This window comes from Streptomyces sp. NPDC002156, from assembly GCF_053593675.1.
This window is the reverse complement of the sequence record NZ_JBSFDA010000074.1, coordinates 1-15,873: the sequence shown is the minus strand read 5'-3', so window position 1 is coordinate 15,873 and position 15,873 is coordinate 1. Positions and strand designations below refer to the sequence as shown.

Below are 15,873 nucleotides of genomic sequence, written 5' to 3'. Positions count from 1 at the left end.
GTCAAAGCACCGGCACCGCGCCGCGACGACCGTCAGGAACGGCCCCACCAACCCATGCCGCCCCGTCAGACGCACGCCGAGGGGAAGACGTTGTACGGGAGGCACCCATGGACTCGAACTCACTCCCGGCGGATCGCACTTCCGACACGCAGAGGCTCCTCGTCCACCTTCGCCAGGGCGTTCAAGCGCGAGTACGGCACAACACCCGGGCGGTAGCGCAGGAGCCGACAGGTCGGCCGGCCGAAGAGCCGGCCCTCATCCGGGCAGACGCGGAGGCGTGGTCGAGCTGCGTACCACCAGCCGGGAACCGACGCGGATGAGCCGGCCGACGCCCTCCGGACCGGGGTCGCTGTCAGAACGGCCGTTGTCGGAGCGGCTGTCGATGCGGCGCAGGATCTGCTCCGCGGCCAGTTCGCCGAGGTCGCGGGCGCCGTTGTCGACGACGGTGATCGGCGGGTGCCAGTACGGGAACCAGGGCGCCTCCTCGTGGCACACGAGGGAGAGCTGCTCCGGCACCCGGACCCCGAGCTGCACCAGGGAGCCGAGCGCCCCGAACGTCGCTTCGTGGTTGGCGCTGTACAACGCCGTGGGCGGGTCGTCCGCGCCCATCACCCGCAAGGCCGCCTCCGCGCCGAACGGCACCGTGTACGGGCCACGCGCGCACAGGACGGGATCGGGTTCGAGTCCGGCGGCACCCAGGGCGGCGGCGAACCCCGCGTAACGGTCGCGTCCCGAGTCGACGCCCGCCGGGCCTCCGATGAAGGCGATGCGCCGGTGTCCGAGGTCGAGCAGGTGCTGGACGGCCAGTTCGGCGCCTTCCCGGTCGCCGGCCATCACGGAGTCACCGGGAGCGCCGTCGGGTGTACGCATCAGGTTGACGACCGGGATACCGGCCTCGCTCACCTGCCGGACCGTCGCGGTGTTGTCGCCGGTGCCCACGATGATCAGGCCGTCGACGCGGTGGTCCAACAGCATGTCCAGGTAACGGCGTTCGCGCACCGGGTCGGAGTCGGTGACGCACAGCAGCACCTGGTAGCCGCACTCGTCCAGCCGCTGCTGGAGCACCCCGGTAATGGTGTGGAAGGAGGCGTTGACCAGGTTGGTGATCACCAGCCCTATGAGGTTGCTGCGTCGCGTGCGCAGTCCGCTGGCGATCCGGTTCGGGCGGTAGCCGAGGCGTTCCGCCGCGGACTGCACCGCGCGCTTCGTCTGCGCACTGACCCGGCTCGACCCGCTCAGCACCCGCGAGGCCGTGCTCTTGGAGACCCCCGCCGCCTCGGCAACCTGGTCCAAGGTGACTGCCACCGCGGCCCACCCCCGATCATGAAATCGATCCCATACAAACCGACTCACCGGTCGAGCCGTGATCGCCATGATGGCAGATCGGGTGAAGTCGATGGCGTAAACAATGCGTTTCACGAGCAATTTCCAGCCAGAACGGCATTGACCTCCCCCTCGATCCGCTGCCACCGTGCTGTGCAATCGATCCCACGGAGTACGCAGTGACCACTTCGACCACCTCGCCCCCTCCGGGTGCCGTCCTCTGGCGCGGCTACTGGCCCGCCGCTCCCACCCCCTTCGCCGCCGACGGCTCGCTCGACGAGAACGCCTGGCGCGAACTGCTGCGGCTGTACGCCGAGAACGGCGTCCACGGGGTCCTGGTGAACGGCACGACCGGCGAGTGGTTCGCCCAGACCCCCGAGGAGCGCCGCCGGGTCGCCGAGATCGCGGTCACCGAACTCTCCGGACAACTACCGGTGGTGATCGGCTGCGGCGCGTACACCGCGGCCGAGTCCGCCCGGTACGGCGCACACGCCCGCTCGATCGGCGCGGACGGCATCCTCACCACCCCGCCGCCCTACGTCCATCCGAGCCAGGACGAGATCCACGCCTTCTACGCCACTCTCGCCGGGGCGGTCGACCTGCCGCTCATGGTCTACAACTGGCCGCGCGGCACCGCCGTCGACATCACGGTGGACACCCTGTCCAGGCTGGCCGAACTGGACACCGTGGTGGCCGTCAAGGACAGCTCGGGCGACGAGCTGAAGGTCGCGGACACCTGCGCCGCCCTGGCCGGGAGGGTCCAGGTCTTCGGCCGCTTCATCCACCGCCGGGGCATGGCCGTCATGGCCGAGTTCGGGGGCGCGGGAAACATCGACGGCGGCGGCCTCGGCGCCCCCTTCGCCGTCCCCTTCTACGAGGCCTACTGGGCAGGCGACTTGAGTCTCGCCCGGGAATGGTCCGCACGCTACGAACGGCTTGTGAACCTGCTCGTCAACGACGACTACAGCTCACGGTTCGCCTCACCCACCTCGCAGCTCAAAGCCGCCATGCGGCTGCTCGGGCAGCCCGGAGGGCACGTACGCCCCCCGCTGCTCCCCCTGGAGGACCCGTCCGCGCTGCTCGGCCTGTCCGAGGCGCTCGACGAGGCCGGGCTGCACCCCTGTTCCACCAGTACCGGAAAAAGGTGAACCGACCGTGCGCAGACTTCTCATCGCGGCTTCCTCCGCCGTCCTGCTTCTGACCGTGGCGGCCTGCGGCAGCGAGGACTCGTCCTCGTCGTCCGCTGCCGCGGCCCCGACCGGCTGCACACCCAAGGTGGGCAAGGCGGACCTGGTCAAGGAGGGCACGCTGACGATCTCGACCAACGCGACCCTGCCGCCCATGCAGTACCTGGACGCCTCCAACAAGATCGTCGGCATGCGGGTGGACCTCGGCAACGAGATAGCCAAACTCCTCTGTCTCACCCCGGAGTTCGTCAACATCCCCTTCGACGCGCAGATCCCCGGGGTGCAGTCCGGACGCTGGGACATGATCGACACCGGCATGTTCTACACACCGGAGCGCGCCAAGACCATCAAGCTCGTCCCGTACGAGATCCAGGGCGTCTCCGTCTCCGTCGCCAAGGGCAACCCGAAGAAGATCACCTCCGAGGACGGCCTGTCCGGCAAGACCATCGCCGTGGAGGCCCCGGGCTACGAGTTCGACACCCTCACCGCGCTCAACAAGGAACTCAAGGCGGCAGGCAAGAAGGAGATCACCGTCCGCACCTTCACGACCACCGCCGACGCCTACCAGGCACTGTCCGCGGGCCAGGTCGAGGGCGTGGCCATCGTCGAGTCGGTCACCAGCTACTACCAGAAGGACGGCCGCTTCGAGACGGCGGTCAAGGGCATGAACCCCGCCCCGCTCGCCCTCGGCTTCGGCAAGCAGAAGCCCGCCGACGCGGTCGCGGAAGCGCTGGGCACCCTGCGCGACAACGGCTACCTGGCCACGCTGTTCAAGAAGTACGGCGTCACGGCCTACACCGGCGACCTCAAGGTGACCACCGGCGAGATCAGCGCCAAGTAACCGCCCCCACCCACGACGGAAAGGGCGAGAGCCATGTGGTCCTGGGATGCCTTCTTCTCCTTCCTCAGCAATCCCCAGCTCATTCAGGGAGCCTGGACGACGATCTGGCTGACCACGGTCAGCATGGTGCTCGCCCTTCCGCTCGCCGTGCTCGTGGCGCTCGGCAGAGCGTCCCGCATCGCACCGGTCCGGGCGGTCACGGGCTTCTACGTGTGGCTGATGCGAGGCACACCTCTCCTGGTCCAACTGGTCATCATCTACACCGGGTTGCCGCAGGTGGGCCTGCGCCTCGGCGTGATCAGCGCGGCCCTGACCGGTCTGGTCCTCAACGAGGCGGCGTACCTCTCGGAGATCGTCCGCGCCGGGGTCCTCTCGGTCCCGCGCGGTCAGTCCGAGGCGGCCCGCGCGCTGGGCATGCCGCCCTGGAAGGTGTTCCGGGTGGTGGTCATGCCGCAGGCGCTGCGGGTGATGGTCCCGCCGCTCGGCAACAGCTTCAACGGCCTGCTCAAGACGACCACGCTCGTCTCGGTGATCTCCGTCGAAGAGCTGCTCCGCCGCACCCAGTTCGCCGTCCAGACCAACTTCCGTGTCCTGGAGGGCCTCACCGCGGCGGCTCTGTACTACCTGGCGATGACCACCCTGTGGGGGCTGGTCCAGCGGTGGCTGGAGGTCCGGGTGGGCCGCGGCCACGAGAACAGGCCGACCAGTGGCCGCCGGATGAAGAGCGCGGTCCTCGAATTGGAGACCCGATGAACATCGAGACGGTCGTCGAAGCGCGCCAGGTCCGCAAGTCGTACGGCGGAGTCGAGGTCCTCAAGGGCATCGACCTGACCGTCCGGCAGGGCGAGGTCGTCCTCGTCCTGGGCCCGTCGGGCGGCGGGAAGAGCACCTTTCTGCGCACCCTGAACCACCTGGAGACCCCCGACTCGGGCACCGTCAGCATCTGCGGCGAACGCATCGGCTACGGCGAGCGGGGCGGACGTCACATCGCCCTGCGGGAGCGCCGGATCGCCGTCCAACGGCGGCGTACCGGCATGGTGTTCCAGCAGTTCAACCTGTTCCCGAACATGACCGCACTGGACAACGTGGCATCCGGTCCGGTGCATGTGAACGGGGTCTCCAAGACCGAAGCCCGCGCCGCGGCAGGCGAGTTGCTGGCCATGGTGGGCCTCGCCGACAAGACCGGCTCCTACCCCTCGCAGCTCTCCGGCGGCCAGCAGCAGCGGGTGGCCATCGCACGCGCCCTGGCGATGCGCCCCGAACTGCTGCTCTTCGACGAACCGACCTCGGCGCTCGACCCGGAGATGGTCGGGGAGGTCCTCGACGTCATGGTCCGGCTCCGCGAGGAGGGCATGACCATGATCGTCGTCAGCCATGAGATGGGCTTCGCCCGCGCGGCGGCCGACCGGGTGGTGTTCATCGCCGACGGCCTGGTGGTGGAGGACAAGTCCCCGGACCTGTTCTTCTCCGCGCCGGAGCACGAACGCACCCGCCAGTTCCTGGAGCGAATCCTGTGACCCTCGTATGTCCTCCACCCCCCATGACCCCTGTGAGCACCACCATGAGCACACGCCCGCTGCCGGAGACCGCCACCGTCACCATCGACGGCAGCCCCAGCGAGGCCTGGGCCGGCCAGTCCGTGACCGCCGCCCTGGTCACGGCCGGCGTCTGGTCCCTGAGCCGCAACCCGGTCAACGGCCGGCCGCGCGGCCCGTTCTGCGGGATGGGGGTCTGCATGGAGTGCGAGGTGACCATCAACGGCCGTCCGGGTTCCCGCAGTTGCACCGCGCACGTCACCGACGGCATGGACATCCGGACGGCGACCGATGGCTGACGTCATCGAGGAGTCGGAGACGGACGTGGCGGTCGTCGGCGGCGGCCCGGCCGGACTGCACGCGGCGCTGGTCCTCGCCCGGGGCGGGGCGCGCGTGGTCCTGCTCGACGAGTCCGACACCCTCGGCGGCCAGTACTACAAGCGCCGGGCCGAGCAACTCACCGCCGCCTTCGGCGACTTCCGCCCTCGTGGCACCGAACTGATCAGCCGGGTAAGTGCCGCCGGCGTCGTCTGCCGTACCGGCACCCTGGTCTGGGGCGCCGAGGACGCCGGCCGCACCCTGTTCACCTCCGACGTGCACACCGGCGCCCTGGGCCAGGTACGCGCCCGTGCCACGCTCGTCGCCACCGGCGCGTACGAACGCACCCTGCCCTTCCCGGGATGGACGCTGCCGGGTGTGGTCACCCCCGGGTTCGCCCTGCATCTGGCCACCATGGACCGGGTCCCCGTGGGCCGACGGGTGGTGCTCGCCGGGACCGGCCCCTTCCTGCTCCCGGTCGCCTGCGCCCTGCTGGAGGTGGGCGCCGGAATCGAGGCGGTGATCGAGCTGAACCACCCGTACCGGCCCGGGGTTTCGGCGATCGGCGGCGCGCTGCGGCAACCCGCCCGGCTCGCCGAGGCCGCCCGTTATCTGCTGACCCTCGCCCGCCACGGCGTCCGCGTCGAGCAGGGCTCCCGGGTACTGGCGGCGTACGGCGACACCCAGGTCACCGCCGTGGACATCGCCGGCGCGGACGGCGACGTCCGCCGGGTGGAGACCGACGCGCTGTGCGTGGGCTTCGGCTTCCGCCCCAGCACCGAACTCCCCCGGCTCCTCGGCTGCCGTACCGAGCCGGACCCGACGGGCACGGAGCGGCTCCCGGTCGTGGACGCGGACGGCGCGACCTCGGTGGACGGGCTGTACGTCGCCGGGGACTGCGCCGGTATCGCGGGCGTGCACGCGGCAGGTGTACGAGGGCAGCTCGCCGCCCATGCGATCCTGCGCCGCCTGGCACCCGAGCGCGCGCCCGTGCGGGTGACCGGCCTGCGCCGCCGGGCCCGGGCCCGGGACCGTTTCGCGGCACTGGCCGACCGCCTCTATCCCCTGCCGGCCACGGCCGACATCGCCGACGCCACCGAGGTCTGCCGCTGCGAGGGCGTCACCGCCGGAGAGATCCGAGAGGCCGCCGCCACCGGCTGGAACGACCTGCACGGCACCAAGGCCGCCACCCGCGCCGGCATGGGCCCATGCCAGGGACGCGAATGCGGCCACATCGTCGCGGCGCTGGCCGCGCGGGGCGCCGGGCCGGACCGGGAACCGGAGTGCTTCGCGGCCCGGATGCCGCTGCGACCGCTACCGATGTCCACGACGGTCGAGGCAGTCGAAGGGCGGGAGGTGGCGGACCGGTGACCGACACACAGCCGGACGTCATCGTCATCGGCGCCGGCATTCTCGGGGCCAGTGCCGCCTTCCATCTCGCCGAACGCGGTTACCGCGTCGTGGTGTTGGAACGCGGCGCTCCCAACCGCGAAGGCTCCGGCACCACCGCGGGCAACCTCCACATCCAGGCCATCCACACCCGTCGCCCCGGCCAGGAGGTCCCGGTCGACAGCGCCCGTCTGCTGCCGCTGCAACGCAGGGCGTCGGACCACTGGGCGCAGATCGAGGAACGGCTCGGCGCGGACGTGGAGTTGCGGCGCGGCGGCGGCTTCATGGTCGCCGAAACCGCCGTACAGGAAGAGGAGTTGAGAGAGAAGCACGAGTGGGAGCAGAAGGCGGGCATCCCCACCGAGGTACTGACCGGCGACGAGGCCCGCAAGCAGCTGCCACTTCTCTCCGACCGTGTACGCGCCGCCAGTTGGTGTCCGCTCGACGGATACGCCAACCCGCTCCTGATCACCCCCGCCTATCTGACGGCCGCCCGGCGCCTCGGCGCCCGACTGCACGCCTTCACCCCGGTGACCGGCGTACAGCGGGTCGGCGACGACTACAAGGTGCTCTCGGGTGACCGGAGTTGGACCGCACCCGTCGTCGTCAACGTGGCCGGACCGTGGATCACCGAGATCTCCGCACTCGCGGGGGTGGGGATCCGGATGTCCCCGGTCGCGATCCAGATGCACGTGACCGTGCGGGTGCCGCCGGTGATGCACCACCTGGTCCAGCACATCGGCGAGGGCATGTCGGTCAAGCAGGTCAGCGCCGGCAACCTGCTGATCGGCGGCGGCTGGCCCGCGGCGAGGCTCGACATGGCGGGCCGCAGCACCGTCAGCCTGCCCAGCATGGCCGGCAACCTCGCCCAGGCCGGACGGATCCTGCCGTTCCTCGGCGACCTGCGGCTGCTGCGCATGTGGGCCGGACCACTGGCCGCGACCCCGGACGAGATGCCGGTGATCGGCGAGGTCCCGGGCCGCCCCGGGTTCTTCGTCGCGGGCGGCACCTACGCGTTCACCCTCGCCCCGGTGTGGGGCGACACGCTGACCCGCCAGATCTCCGGGGAGCCCCCGGCCGACCCGGTGGACGACCTCGGCCCCGGCCGCCTGCTGCACCACGCCACCATTCCCGCACCCCGAAAGGCCACCGCACCATGACCACCACTCTGAGGATGTTCGTCAACGGCCAGGCGATGTCCGGAGGCACGCTCAACCACGCGCTGAGCGAGGCCCGCCTCCTCGGCCCCGCCCGCACGGCGGCCTCGTACCGCTTCTTCTCCGTACGCGACGAGTTCCCCGGCCTGCACCCGGTCACGGAGGGCGGCGCGGCGATCAACGGCGAGGTGTACGAGGTGAGTTACGAGGTGCTGCGTGAGCAGCTGCTCCCCGAGGAGCCGCCGGAGCTCGAACTGGGCGTCATCACCCTGGAGGACGGATCGGGTTCCTTCTCGATGCGCATGCGCGCCTCCGCGCTGACGGCCCCCGGAGTCGTCGACATCACCGCCCACGGCGGCTGGCACGCCTACCTCGCTTCTCTCTGACACTTCGTCCTCGCTGGAGGTCTGCCATGTCCCACCCCTCATCGATCGAACCCGTCGACCTCGTCGTGCGAGGCGGCACCGTGGTCAACGCCGACTGGCAGGGCGCCGCGGACGTCCTGGTGGGCGGCGGCAAGGTCCTGGGGGTGGTGGAGCCGGGTGCGTACCGCTCCGCGCAGCCGCCAGGCACCACCGAGATCGACGCCACCGGACGCCTCGTACTGCCCGGAGGCGTCGACCCGCACTGCCATGTCGGCTTCACCTCCGGGGACTTCACGTCCCTCGACGACTACCGGCAGGCGACCACGGCGGCCGTCTTCGGCGGTACGACCACGATCGTGGACTTCGCCATCCCGCGCCCCGGCGAGAACCCGGCCGACGTCGCCGCCACCCAACGCGCCAAGGCGGCACAGGGGTTGTGCGACAGCGCGCTGCACGCGTGTGTGGTCGAGTGGGACGACACCGTGCCGGAGCAGCTGCGCTCACTGACCGCCGACGGCATCGTCACGGTCAAGATGTTCACCACCTACCGCGGCGAGACCATGGCCGACGAGAAGACCATCCTCAACGTGATGACCACGCTGCGGGATCTCGGCGGCATGGTGGTCATCCACTGCGAGGCCGACCACATCATCTCCGACACGCAGGAACGCGGTGAGGCGGCCGACGCGATCAGCGCCTGCCACCACGCCGACACCAGGCCGGAGTTGGCCGAGAACGCCTCGGTCGCCGAGATCCTCGCCATCGCGGAGTCGGTCTCGGCCCCGGTGTACTTCGTCCACCAGTCGACACCCGAGGCGGTCGACCTGGTGGCACGCGCCCGCAGCCGGGGCGTGCGCGCCTTCACCGAGACCGTCGCCCATCACCTCGTCCTGGACGACACGGCGTACGACGGCCCGCACCCCGAACGCTTCGTGTGCTGCCCGCCGTTGCGGGGCGCCGACACGGTCGCCGGACTGCGCTCCCGCGTGCTGATGGGCCAGGTGGCGACGATCGGCAGCGACCACTGCTGCTACGACACGGCCCAGAAGGAGTCGGTGAGCCACGACGTACGGGCGATGCCCAACGGGCTGCCGGGCGTGGAGACCCGGATGCCGGTGATCTTCAGCGAGCTGGTGGTCAGGGGCGGTCTGCCCGCGGGCCGCTTCGTCGAGTTGATGTGCGCCAACCCGGCCCGGCTCAACGGCCTCTACCCCCGCAAGGGAGTCATCGCACCCGGCTCGGACGCGGACCTGGCGATCTGGGACCCCACCGCCACCCGGACCGTCCGCAGCACCGGCCTGCACATGGCCACGGACTACACCCCGTACGAAGGCATGCGGGTCACCGGCTGGCCCGAGACCGTCGTGGTGGCCGGCCGCCCCGTCGTCGAGGCGGGCCGCCTGACGAACCCCGAACCCCGGGGCCGCCACCTGCGCTCGGGCCCACTGAGCCGCTCCTTGGTCTGCTGATCCCGCGGAGATCGAGCTCGCACGTCACGCTGCAAGCGGAGTTGACGGAGAAAGGCGTGCGGGAAGACAGGCGCATCCCGGTTGGACGGGAGCTGACACAATTCGGCCGACAGCAGCGGACGAAGGACGGACCTCATGGGAACGACGCAGGACCGACAGGCGGAGCACGACGACATCCAGGTCCCCCCAGGACGGACCAGATGGTGGGTGGTCGCCCTCATCCTGGGTCTGCCGGCGCTTCTCCTGGTCGGCTTCATCGTCATGGTCGTCATCTGGGTGCTGACCGACGACTCGTCCGAGGCCGAGCAGCGGCCTTCCCGCTCTCTTCAGGTGAGCGTGGGAGCCGACCGGGCCGGAAGCGCTCCTGCCTGGTCCCGTACATCGACGACCTGACACCGGGGTCGACCAACCGTTTCCGCAGGTCCAGAGCCTGCTGAGGGCACCGAGTTGGGGGCGGGTCGACGCTTCTCGATCCTCCGTCACTGCTCCTCGGTGCGCGCGGTCGCCGAGACCGCCGTCCGGGACCCGAGGCTCGGTCGATGTCGACCTCGCCAGGTCCGCGGCAGACGGTCCGAGCGATCCCTCAGCGCCCTTTCCCCGACGCCTGCCGACAAGCCGAGCAGTTCAGCCCGAGGGCCGATCCCGCCGTGTCGGGGCCGGGCCGCTGCTCTCCCGCACGATCAGCTCCGGCTCGGCCCACAGCGGCAGGGCCGGGGCGGTATCGGGCTCGAGGAGCCGGTGGAGCAGGCCGAAGCAGCCCCGGCCGAGGCCTTCGAAGTCGAGGCGGACGGTGGTCAGGGCGGGGTGTGCGTAGGCGGAATGGGGGGCGTCGTCGAAGCCCACCACGCTCAGGTCACCCGGCACGTCACGTCCCGCTTCCCTGGCCGCACGGAGTACGCCGAGTGCCAGGTCGTCGTTGCCGCAGAGCACGGCCGTGACCGACGGGTCGGCCAGCAGCGAGCGGGCGACGAGGTAGCCGGAGCGAGGACTCCAGCCGGCGTCGAGCGGTTCCGGGAGGGGTTTGCCGGCCGCCCGCAGAGCGTCGCGCCAGCCCTCGGTGCGCTGGCCGACGCGGGTGGTGGAGGACGGGATCGCCAGGTAGTGCACCGTCTCGTGGCCGAGGCCGAGGAGATACCGGGTGGCCTGAGCGGCGGCCGCCCGGTCGTCCAGCCAGAGCTGGGGCCGGTCGCCGGGGCGGCCGTCCTCGGGCCGTTCCACCACCGCCGCGGCCGGGAACCCGGCGGGCAGTGCCTGCCATGCCCGTACGCCCGGTGCGTCGAAGGCGATCACCAGCACCGCCTCCCCCGGCCTGCTGACCCGGGCCGCGACATCCGCGGGCTTCTGGGCCGAGCCGGTGTCGAGCACGCTGATCTGGACCGTGAAGTCGGCCGCCCTCGCCGCCTCCTCGATGCCCTTCAGGGTCGCCGAGGCACCGTACAAGGAGGTGTCGGAGGTCAGCACGGTCACCGAGCGCACCGCACCGCCGGCCAGTGCCCGGGCCATCCGGTTCGGCGTGTAGCCCAGCTCGGCGATGACGTCCAGGACCCGGGCACGGGTCGACGCCTTGACCTTGGGGTGGCCGTTGACGACCCGGGAGACGGTCTGGTGGGAAACGCCCGCCTCCTTGGCGACGTCCCGGATGCTGACGGTCCTCGGAGCCTCGGGCCCGCCGCCGGAGCGGGGTTCGGGTGTCGCTTCCTGCATGGTGGGGGCGGCTCCTCGTCGGTGCTGGCGCTTGCTCCCGGAGTACATCGCAACGGGACACCAAGAGAAAGTTCCACACGGAGTATTGCGAGGAGCAAATGTTACCGTTCACACTTCTCCTGCGTCACCGACGTGTTAACTCCCAACGCCAGGAGCGGGTATGGGTATCCCCCGGACCGCCTGTCGCCGTGTCCTCCGGAGCCAGAAAATGTGAACGTTAACATTTCCGGCGTACATACGCCGTGACCGGGCGTGAGGACGGCGGCACCCGCCACACACACGGCTGCCCTTGAGAAAGAGTCGACTTCATGCCATCAGGAAGAACCGCCGTGACCCACTGGACAAGACGGATCGCCGCCCAGGCGCTGGTCCTCGGCCTGGCTGTCGCCGGGCTTGTGGCCATGGGCGGTGGCCGGACACCGTCGGCGGACCTCGGCCGGACCGAGCCGGTCGCGGTGACCACCAACCAGGTCGCGGTCCCGCCGGCACCGATGGGCTGGGCCTCCTGGAACAGCTTCGCCAGCAGCATCGACCACAACACCATCAAGGCCCAGGCCGACGCGCTCGTCTCGTCCGGCATGGCCGCCGCCGGCTACGACTACGTCAACATCGACGACGGCTGGTGGCAGGGCGCCCGTGACGGCAACGGCAGGATCGTCACCGACGAGAGCCTGTTCCCCGGCGGCATGAAGGCCATGGCCGACTACATCCACGGCAAGGGCCTGAAGGCGGGCATCTACACCGACGCGGGCAAGCAGGGCTGCGGCTACTACTACCCCACGACCAGGCCCGCGGCGCCCGACACCGGCAGTGAGGGCCACTACCAGCAGGACATGCAGACGTTCCAGGAGTGGGGCTACGACTTCGTCAAGATCGACTGGTGCGGCGGCAACGCCGAAGGCCTCGACCAGGAGACCACGTACAGGGCGATCAGCGCCGCCAACGACGCCGCGACCGCGATCACCGGCCGCAAGCTGGTCCTGTCGTTCTGCGAGTGGGGCACCGGCAACTCCTGGAACTGGGGCGCGGGGCTGGCCCCGATGTGGCGCACCAGCACCGACATCATCTTCTGGGGCAACAGCCCGTCCACGGCCAACATGCTGGCCAACTTCGACAAGGCGCTGCACCCGTCGTCCCAGCACACCGGGTACTACAACGACCCCGACATGCTGATGGTCGGCATGAACGGCTTCTCCGCCGCCCAGAACCGCACGCACATGGGCCTGTGGGCGATCTCCGGCGCCCCGCTGCTGGCCGGCAACAACCTCACCACCATGAGCTCCACCACCGCGTCGATCCTCAAGAACTCCGAGGTCATCGCCATCGACCAGGACGCCCGCGGCCTCCAGGGCGTCAAGGTCGCCGAGGACACCAAGGGCCTGCAGGTCTACAGCAAGGTTCTTTCGGGCACCGGCAAGCGCGCTGTGCTGCTGCTCAACCGCACCTCCTCCGCCGCCTCCATCACGGCCCGCTGGGCCGACCTGGGCCTGACCACGGCCTCCGCCTCCGTGCGCAACGTATGGACGGCGACGAACGCGGGCAGTTCCGCGACGAGTTACGCCACCAGCGTCCCGGCCGGCGAAGCGGTGCTGCTCACCGTCTCCGGCACCGAGGCCTCCGGCACCACCTACGAGGCGGAGTCCTCGTCCAACACCCTGGCCGGTACGGCCGCCACCGCCACCTGCGCGAACTGCTCGGGCGGTTCGCTGGTCGGCTATGTCGGCAACGGCTCCGCCAACACCCTGACGTTCAACAGCGTCAGCGTCTCGACGTCCGGCGTGAAGCTCGCGACGATCGCCTACGTCAACGGCGACAGCACCGCCCGTACGGCGACGCTGCAGGTCAACGGCCAGCAGCCCACGGTGGTCTCGTTCCCGCCGACCGGCTCCTGGACCACTCCCGGCACCGTCTCCGTGCTGGTCGGCATGGCCAAGGGCGCCAACACCATGAAGTTCTCCAACAGCGGCGGCTGGTCGCCCAACCTCGACGCCGTCCTCCTCCAGGGCATAGCGGGTACCAACGGCAACGAGATCATCGGGACCGGTTCCAACCGCTGCCTCGACCTCGCCAAGAACTCGATCACCAACGGCACCCAGCTCACTCTCTGGGACTGCGTCGGCGGACACAACCAGACCTTCACGGCCACCTCGCGCGGCGAGCTGGAGGTCTACGGCAACAAGTGCCTCGACGCCGACAACAACGGCACCACCAACGGTACGAAGGTCATCATCTGGGACTGCACCGGCGGTACCAACCAGAAGTGGACCGTCAACTCCAACGGCACCATCACCAACAACCAGTCCGGGCTCTGCCTCGACGCCGTCAGCAACGGCACCGCCAACGGGACCAGGATCGACCTGTGGACGTGCAACGGCGGGACCAACCAGAAGTGGACGCTCAACTGACGGACCGACACCGCCGTTCGTTCCCGGCCGGTGGGCGGACCGGATCCCCGGTCCGCCCACCGGTTCCTTTGTCGGGCGACAACGGCGGCTCGACGGTGGCGCTCGCCCTGCCCCTGCGCAATCGGAGGCGGAGTGACATACCGTCCTCACAACTGATAGGCCATCTGGATGTTCCAGTCCGGATCGAGCGCCCGCAGCGGTGTCCCTCCGAAATCGCGCAGGCGAGGGTCGGGCAGCTGGAAAACTCCCCAGTTCCGCGTTCCGTTGGAATTCGACAAACCTCCGCGGCCTGATGAGGGAGCCGCGGTCGAACCCGCCGAGGAACTGGAAGGCGGTTCCGGCGATGGCTTGCCGGTAGTGCCATCGCGCCAGGAAAGTCGCGGCGGCGGGGCTGGTCCGTCCACACCGACATCACTCCCCCGACGGGCGGCCCGACACCCGGCCGGCTCGGTCTGCACCCTGGGGCGTAGCGCCTCATGTCCGTGGTCGCACCGACCCTCCAAGGCATGATCGGTACGGTGGTACCGGGACGATCAGAGGGGCGACGTGACCGTGGGCGAGCAGACGGAGATCACGACGGCGAAACAGGCCGCGGACCACGAGCTGATCCTGGCGTTCGGCCGACTGCAAGGCGCGGCCAACCGGCTGGAGTACATCCTCGGCCGGGCGCTGGAGGTGGAGTGCGGCATCAGCCACCTGATGTTCGAGGTGCTGCTGATCCTCGGCCGGGCGGGCGAGCCGGGACTCTCCATGCGGGCCATCGCCCAGGAGCAGGTCCTGACCACGGGCGGCGCCACCCGGCTGGTGGACCGGATGGAGGCGGCCGAACTGGTCGAGCGGGCAGCGGATCCAGGCGACCGGCGCGCGCGACTGGTCCGGCTGACCACATTGGGCGAGGAGACCGTCGTACGCGCGTCCCGGGCCCATCTGGAGAACATCAAGCGGTACCTCGTGGACCCCCTGCCCGCAGCGGACCGGAAGAGGTTCTCGGAGGATCTCCGTATCCTCAGCCACACGGCCCGGGACCTGCTCCCCCGCCTGCCCTGACCTGCGGAGCGGCGGCAACGTCGGTGTAGTGACGTTGTCAGCCACGCCCATGTGCCCCACCTCACACGAACGATGAAATATCTGACGCGTCAGTTACTGTTCTGTCAGGTGAATCGCTCGCAACCGGCGGGCGCGCATCCCTGCCGAGGTCCTCGATGAAGCTCGTCTACGTCTTCGACGCCTATTGCGGCTGGTCGCACGGGTTCTCCGGAACACTGAGCGAGGTCGCCTCCCGTCACCCCGAACTGCCGGTCGAGGTCGTCTCCGGCGGCCTGTTCACCGGGTCGCGCCGGGTACCCGTCCGCGAGTTCGGCCATGTCGAGAACGCGAACGCCAAGATCGCCGAGCTGACCGGCGCCGAGTTCGGCGAGGCGTATGAGCGGCTGATCGCCGACGGCTCCTTCGTGATGGACTCGGAGGCCGCCGCGCGCGGTGTCGCCGCTCTGCGCCAGGCCGCACCGGCCCGCGCGGTGGAGCTGGCGATCGCCCTGCAACGGGCCTTCTACGTCGACGGCCTGAGCCTGTCCGAGGCGGCCACCTACCGGAAGGTCGCCGAGGAGGCCGGACTGGATGCCGACGCTGTGGTCACCGCCTTCGAGGGATCCGGGGTTCGGGTGACGGCGGGCGCCGACTTCCACCGGTCCGCCTCGCTGGGCGTCACCGGCTTCCCCACGCTGCTGGCCGTCGACGGCGACTCCGTCACTGCCGTGGCCCACGGCCACGGCACCGCCGACGAGATCGACCAGCGGCTCGCGGCGCTCCCCACCCACTGAACCTCCCGCTCCCCACCCGCTCCCCGCAAGGAGTCATCGATGAGCACCCTCTCCTTCAAGATCCTCGACCTGGACTTCCCCGCCGGTGTCAAGAACAAGACCGCCACCCTCGTCACCGGCGAGCACGAGGCCCTCCTGGTCGACGCCGCCTTCACCCGCGCCGACGGACACCGCCTCGCCGCCGAGATCCTCGACTCGGGCAAGACGCTCACGACCGTCTTCGTCAGCCACGCCGACCCCGACTTCTACTTCGGCGCCGAAGTCATCGCCGACGCCTTCCCCGACGCGACGTTCGTCGCCACCCCGCTCGTCATCGAGCACATCCAGCACTCCTACGAGGGCAAGCTCAAGGCCTGGGCC

General features: G+C 70.1%; 16 protein-coding genes. 14 read left to right on the top strand and 2 right to left on the bottom strand.

Features of this window, described 5'->3' with window-relative positions:
• Nucleotides 1-255: 255 nt before the first annotated feature.
• Entirely contained in the window at nt 256-1,305 is a 1,050-nt protein-coding gene (locus ACWCRB_RS27215; protein ID WP_450998545.1) for a LacI family DNA-binding transcriptional regulator, read from the bottom strand.
• A 197-nt stretch (nt 1,306-1,502) separates the two neighbouring features.
• Here ACWCRB_RS27215 and ACWCRB_RS27210 point away from each other — a divergent pair, with 197 nt between their 5' ends.
• The 10 genes from ACWCRB_RS27210 (at nt 1,503) to ACWCRB_RS27165 (ending at nt 9,977) form a co-directional block, all read left to right on the top strand.
• Nucleotides 1,503-2,471, top strand: coding sequence for a dihydrodipicolinate synthase family protein (locus ACWCRB_RS27210; RefSeq protein ID WP_450998544.1), 969 nt, complete (start codon nt 1,503-1,505; stop codon nt 2,469-2,471).
• Nucleotides 2,472-2,478: 7 nt separating this feature from the next.
• On the top strand, nt 2,479-3,351 hold the full coding sequence (locus ACWCRB_RS27205) for an ABC transporter substrate-binding protein (protein ID WP_450998543.1): 873 nt from the start codon (nt 2,479-2,481) through the stop codon (nt 3,349-3,351).
• Nucleotides 3,352-3,384: 33 nt separating this feature from the next.
• Nucleotides 3,385-4,104 (top strand): amino acid ABC transporter permease, encoded by a 720-nt coding sequence (locus ACWCRB_RS27200; RefSeq protein ID WP_450998542.1) that lies wholly within the window; start codon nt 3,385-3,387, stop codon nt 4,102-4,104.
• On the top strand, nt 4,101-4,868 hold the full coding sequence (locus tag ACWCRB_RS27195) for an amino acid ABC transporter ATP-binding protein (protein ID WP_450998541.1): 768 nt from the start codon (nt 4,101-4,103) through the stop codon (nt 4,866-4,868). The genes ACWCRB_RS27200 and ACWCRB_RS27195 overlap by 4 nt, the downstream gene beginning before the upstream one ends.
• A 44-nt stretch (nt 4,869-4,912) precedes the next feature.
• Nucleotides 4,913-5,185, top strand: a complete 273-nt coding sequence (locus tag ACWCRB_RS27190) for a (2Fe-2S)-binding protein (protein ID WP_450998540.1) — start codon at nt 4,913-4,915, stop codon at nt 5,183-5,185.
• Nucleotides 5,178-6,575 (top strand): FAD-dependent oxidoreductase, encoded by a 1,398-nt coding sequence (locus tag ACWCRB_RS27185; protein ID WP_450998539.1) that lies wholly within the window; start codon nt 5,178-5,180, stop codon nt 6,573-6,575. The genes ACWCRB_RS27190 and ACWCRB_RS27185 overlap by 8 nt, the downstream gene beginning before the upstream one ends.
• Entirely contained in the window at nt 6,572-7,753 is a 1,182-nt protein-coding gene (locus tag ACWCRB_RS27180) for an NAD(P)/FAD-dependent oxidoreductase (protein WP_450998538.1), read from the top strand. The genes ACWCRB_RS27185 and ACWCRB_RS27180 overlap by 4 nt, the downstream gene beginning before the upstream one ends.
• On the top strand, nt 7,750-8,136 hold the full coding sequence (locus ACWCRB_RS27175; RefSeq protein ID WP_450998537.1) for an allophanate hydrolase-related protein: 387 nt from the start codon (nt 7,750-7,752) through the stop codon (nt 8,134-8,136). Before ACWCRB_RS27180 ends, ACWCRB_RS27175 begins: the two co-directional genes overlap by 4 nt.
• 26 nt (nt 8,137-8,162) lie before the next feature.
• Complete coding sequence (gene hydA, locus ACWCRB_RS27170) at nt 8,163-9,584, top strand: dihydropyrimidinase (protein WP_450998536.1); 1,422 nt, start codon at nt 8,163-8,165, stop codon at nt 9,582-9,584.
• A gap of 135 nt (nt 9,585-9,719) precedes the next feature.
• Complete coding sequence (locus ACWCRB_RS27165) at nt 9,720-9,977, top strand: hypothetical protein (protein ID WP_450998535.1); 258 nt, start codon at nt 9,720-9,722, stop codon at nt 9,975-9,977.
• Between the two features lie 231 nt (nt 9,978-10,208).
• Here the strand turns inward: ACWCRB_RS27165 and ACWCRB_RS27160 are convergent, their stop codons facing one another.
• Nucleotides 10,209-11,288: a LacI family DNA-binding transcriptional regulator gene (locus ACWCRB_RS27160; RefSeq protein WP_450998534.1), complete on the bottom strand. Its 1,080-nt coding sequence runs from the start codon at nt 11,286-11,288 to the stop codon at nt 10,209-10,211.
• Nucleotides 11,289-11,596: 308 nt separating this feature from the next.
• Between ACWCRB_RS27160 and ACWCRB_RS27155 the strand changes: the two genes are divergently transcribed.
• From ACWCRB_RS27155 to ACWCRB_RS27140, 4 genes are all read left to right on the top strand, one after another.
• Complete coding sequence (locus ACWCRB_RS27155; protein ID WP_450998533.1) at nt 11,597-13,693, top strand: RICIN domain-containing protein; 2,097 nt, start codon at nt 11,597-11,599, stop codon at nt 13,691-13,693.
• A gap of 552 nt (nt 13,694-14,245) precedes the next feature.
• Nucleotides 14,246-14,740 (top strand): MarR family winged helix-turn-helix transcriptional regulator, encoded by a 495-nt coding sequence (locus ACWCRB_RS27150; protein ID WP_450998532.1) that lies wholly within the window; start codon nt 14,246-14,248, stop codon nt 14,738-14,740.
• 155 nt (nt 14,741-14,895) lie between these two features.
• Nucleotides 14,896-15,513: a DsbA family protein gene (locus tag ACWCRB_RS27145; protein ID WP_369034790.1), complete on the top strand. Its 618-nt coding sequence runs from the start codon at nt 14,896-14,898 to the stop codon at nt 15,511-15,513.
• A 39-nt stretch (nt 15,514-15,552) separates the two neighbouring features.
• A partial coding sequence (locus tag ACWCRB_RS27140) for an MBL fold metallo-hydrolase (RefSeq protein WP_450998531.1) occupies nt 15,553-15,873 on the top strand: 321 nt, incomplete at its 3' end.

What these genes read in the sequence shown, in the direction of transcription:
- ACWCRB_RS27200 (WP_450998542.1), top strand. Translation starts at nt 3,385, where the DNA reads ATGTGGTCCTGGGATGCCTTCTTCTCCTTCCTCAGCAATCCCCAGCTC.
- ACWCRB_RS27195 (WP_450998541.1), top strand. Translation starts at nt 4,101, where the DNA reads ATGAACATCGAGACGGTCGTCGAAGCGCGCCAGGTCCGCAAGTCGTAC.
- ACWCRB_RS27190 (WP_450998540.1), top strand. Translation starts at nt 4,913, where the DNA reads ATGAGCACACGCCCGCTGCCGGAGACCGCCACCGTCACCATCGACGGC.
- ACWCRB_RS27185 (WP_450998539.1), top strand. Translation starts at nt 5,178, where the DNA reads ATGGCTGACGTCATCGAGGAGTCGGAGACGGACGTGGCGGTCGTCGGC.
- ACWCRB_RS27175 (WP_450998537.1), top strand. Translation starts at nt 7,750, where the DNA reads ATGACCACCACTCTGAGGATGTTCGTCAACGGCCAGGCGATGTCCGGA.
- hydA (WP_450998536.1), top strand. Translation starts at nt 8,163, where the DNA reads ATGTCCCACCCCTCATCGATCGAACCCGTCGACCTCGTCGTGCGAGGC.
- ACWCRB_RS27165 (WP_450998535.1), top strand. Translation starts at nt 9,720, where the DNA reads ATGGGAACGACGCAGGACCGACAGGCGGAGCACGACGACATCCAGGTC.
- ACWCRB_RS27160 (WP_450998534.1), bottom strand. Translation starts at nt 11,288, where the DNA reads ATGCAGGAAGCGACACCCGAACCCCGCTCCGGCGGCGGGCCCGAGGCT.
- ACWCRB_RS27155 (WP_450998533.1), top strand. Translation starts at nt 11,597, where the DNA reads ATGCCATCAGGAAGAACCGCCGTGACCCACTGGACAAGACGGATCGCC.
- ACWCRB_RS27145 (WP_369034790.1), top strand. Translation starts at nt 14,896, where the DNA reads ATGAAGCTCGTCTACGTCTTCGACGCCTATTGCGGCTGGTCGCACGGG.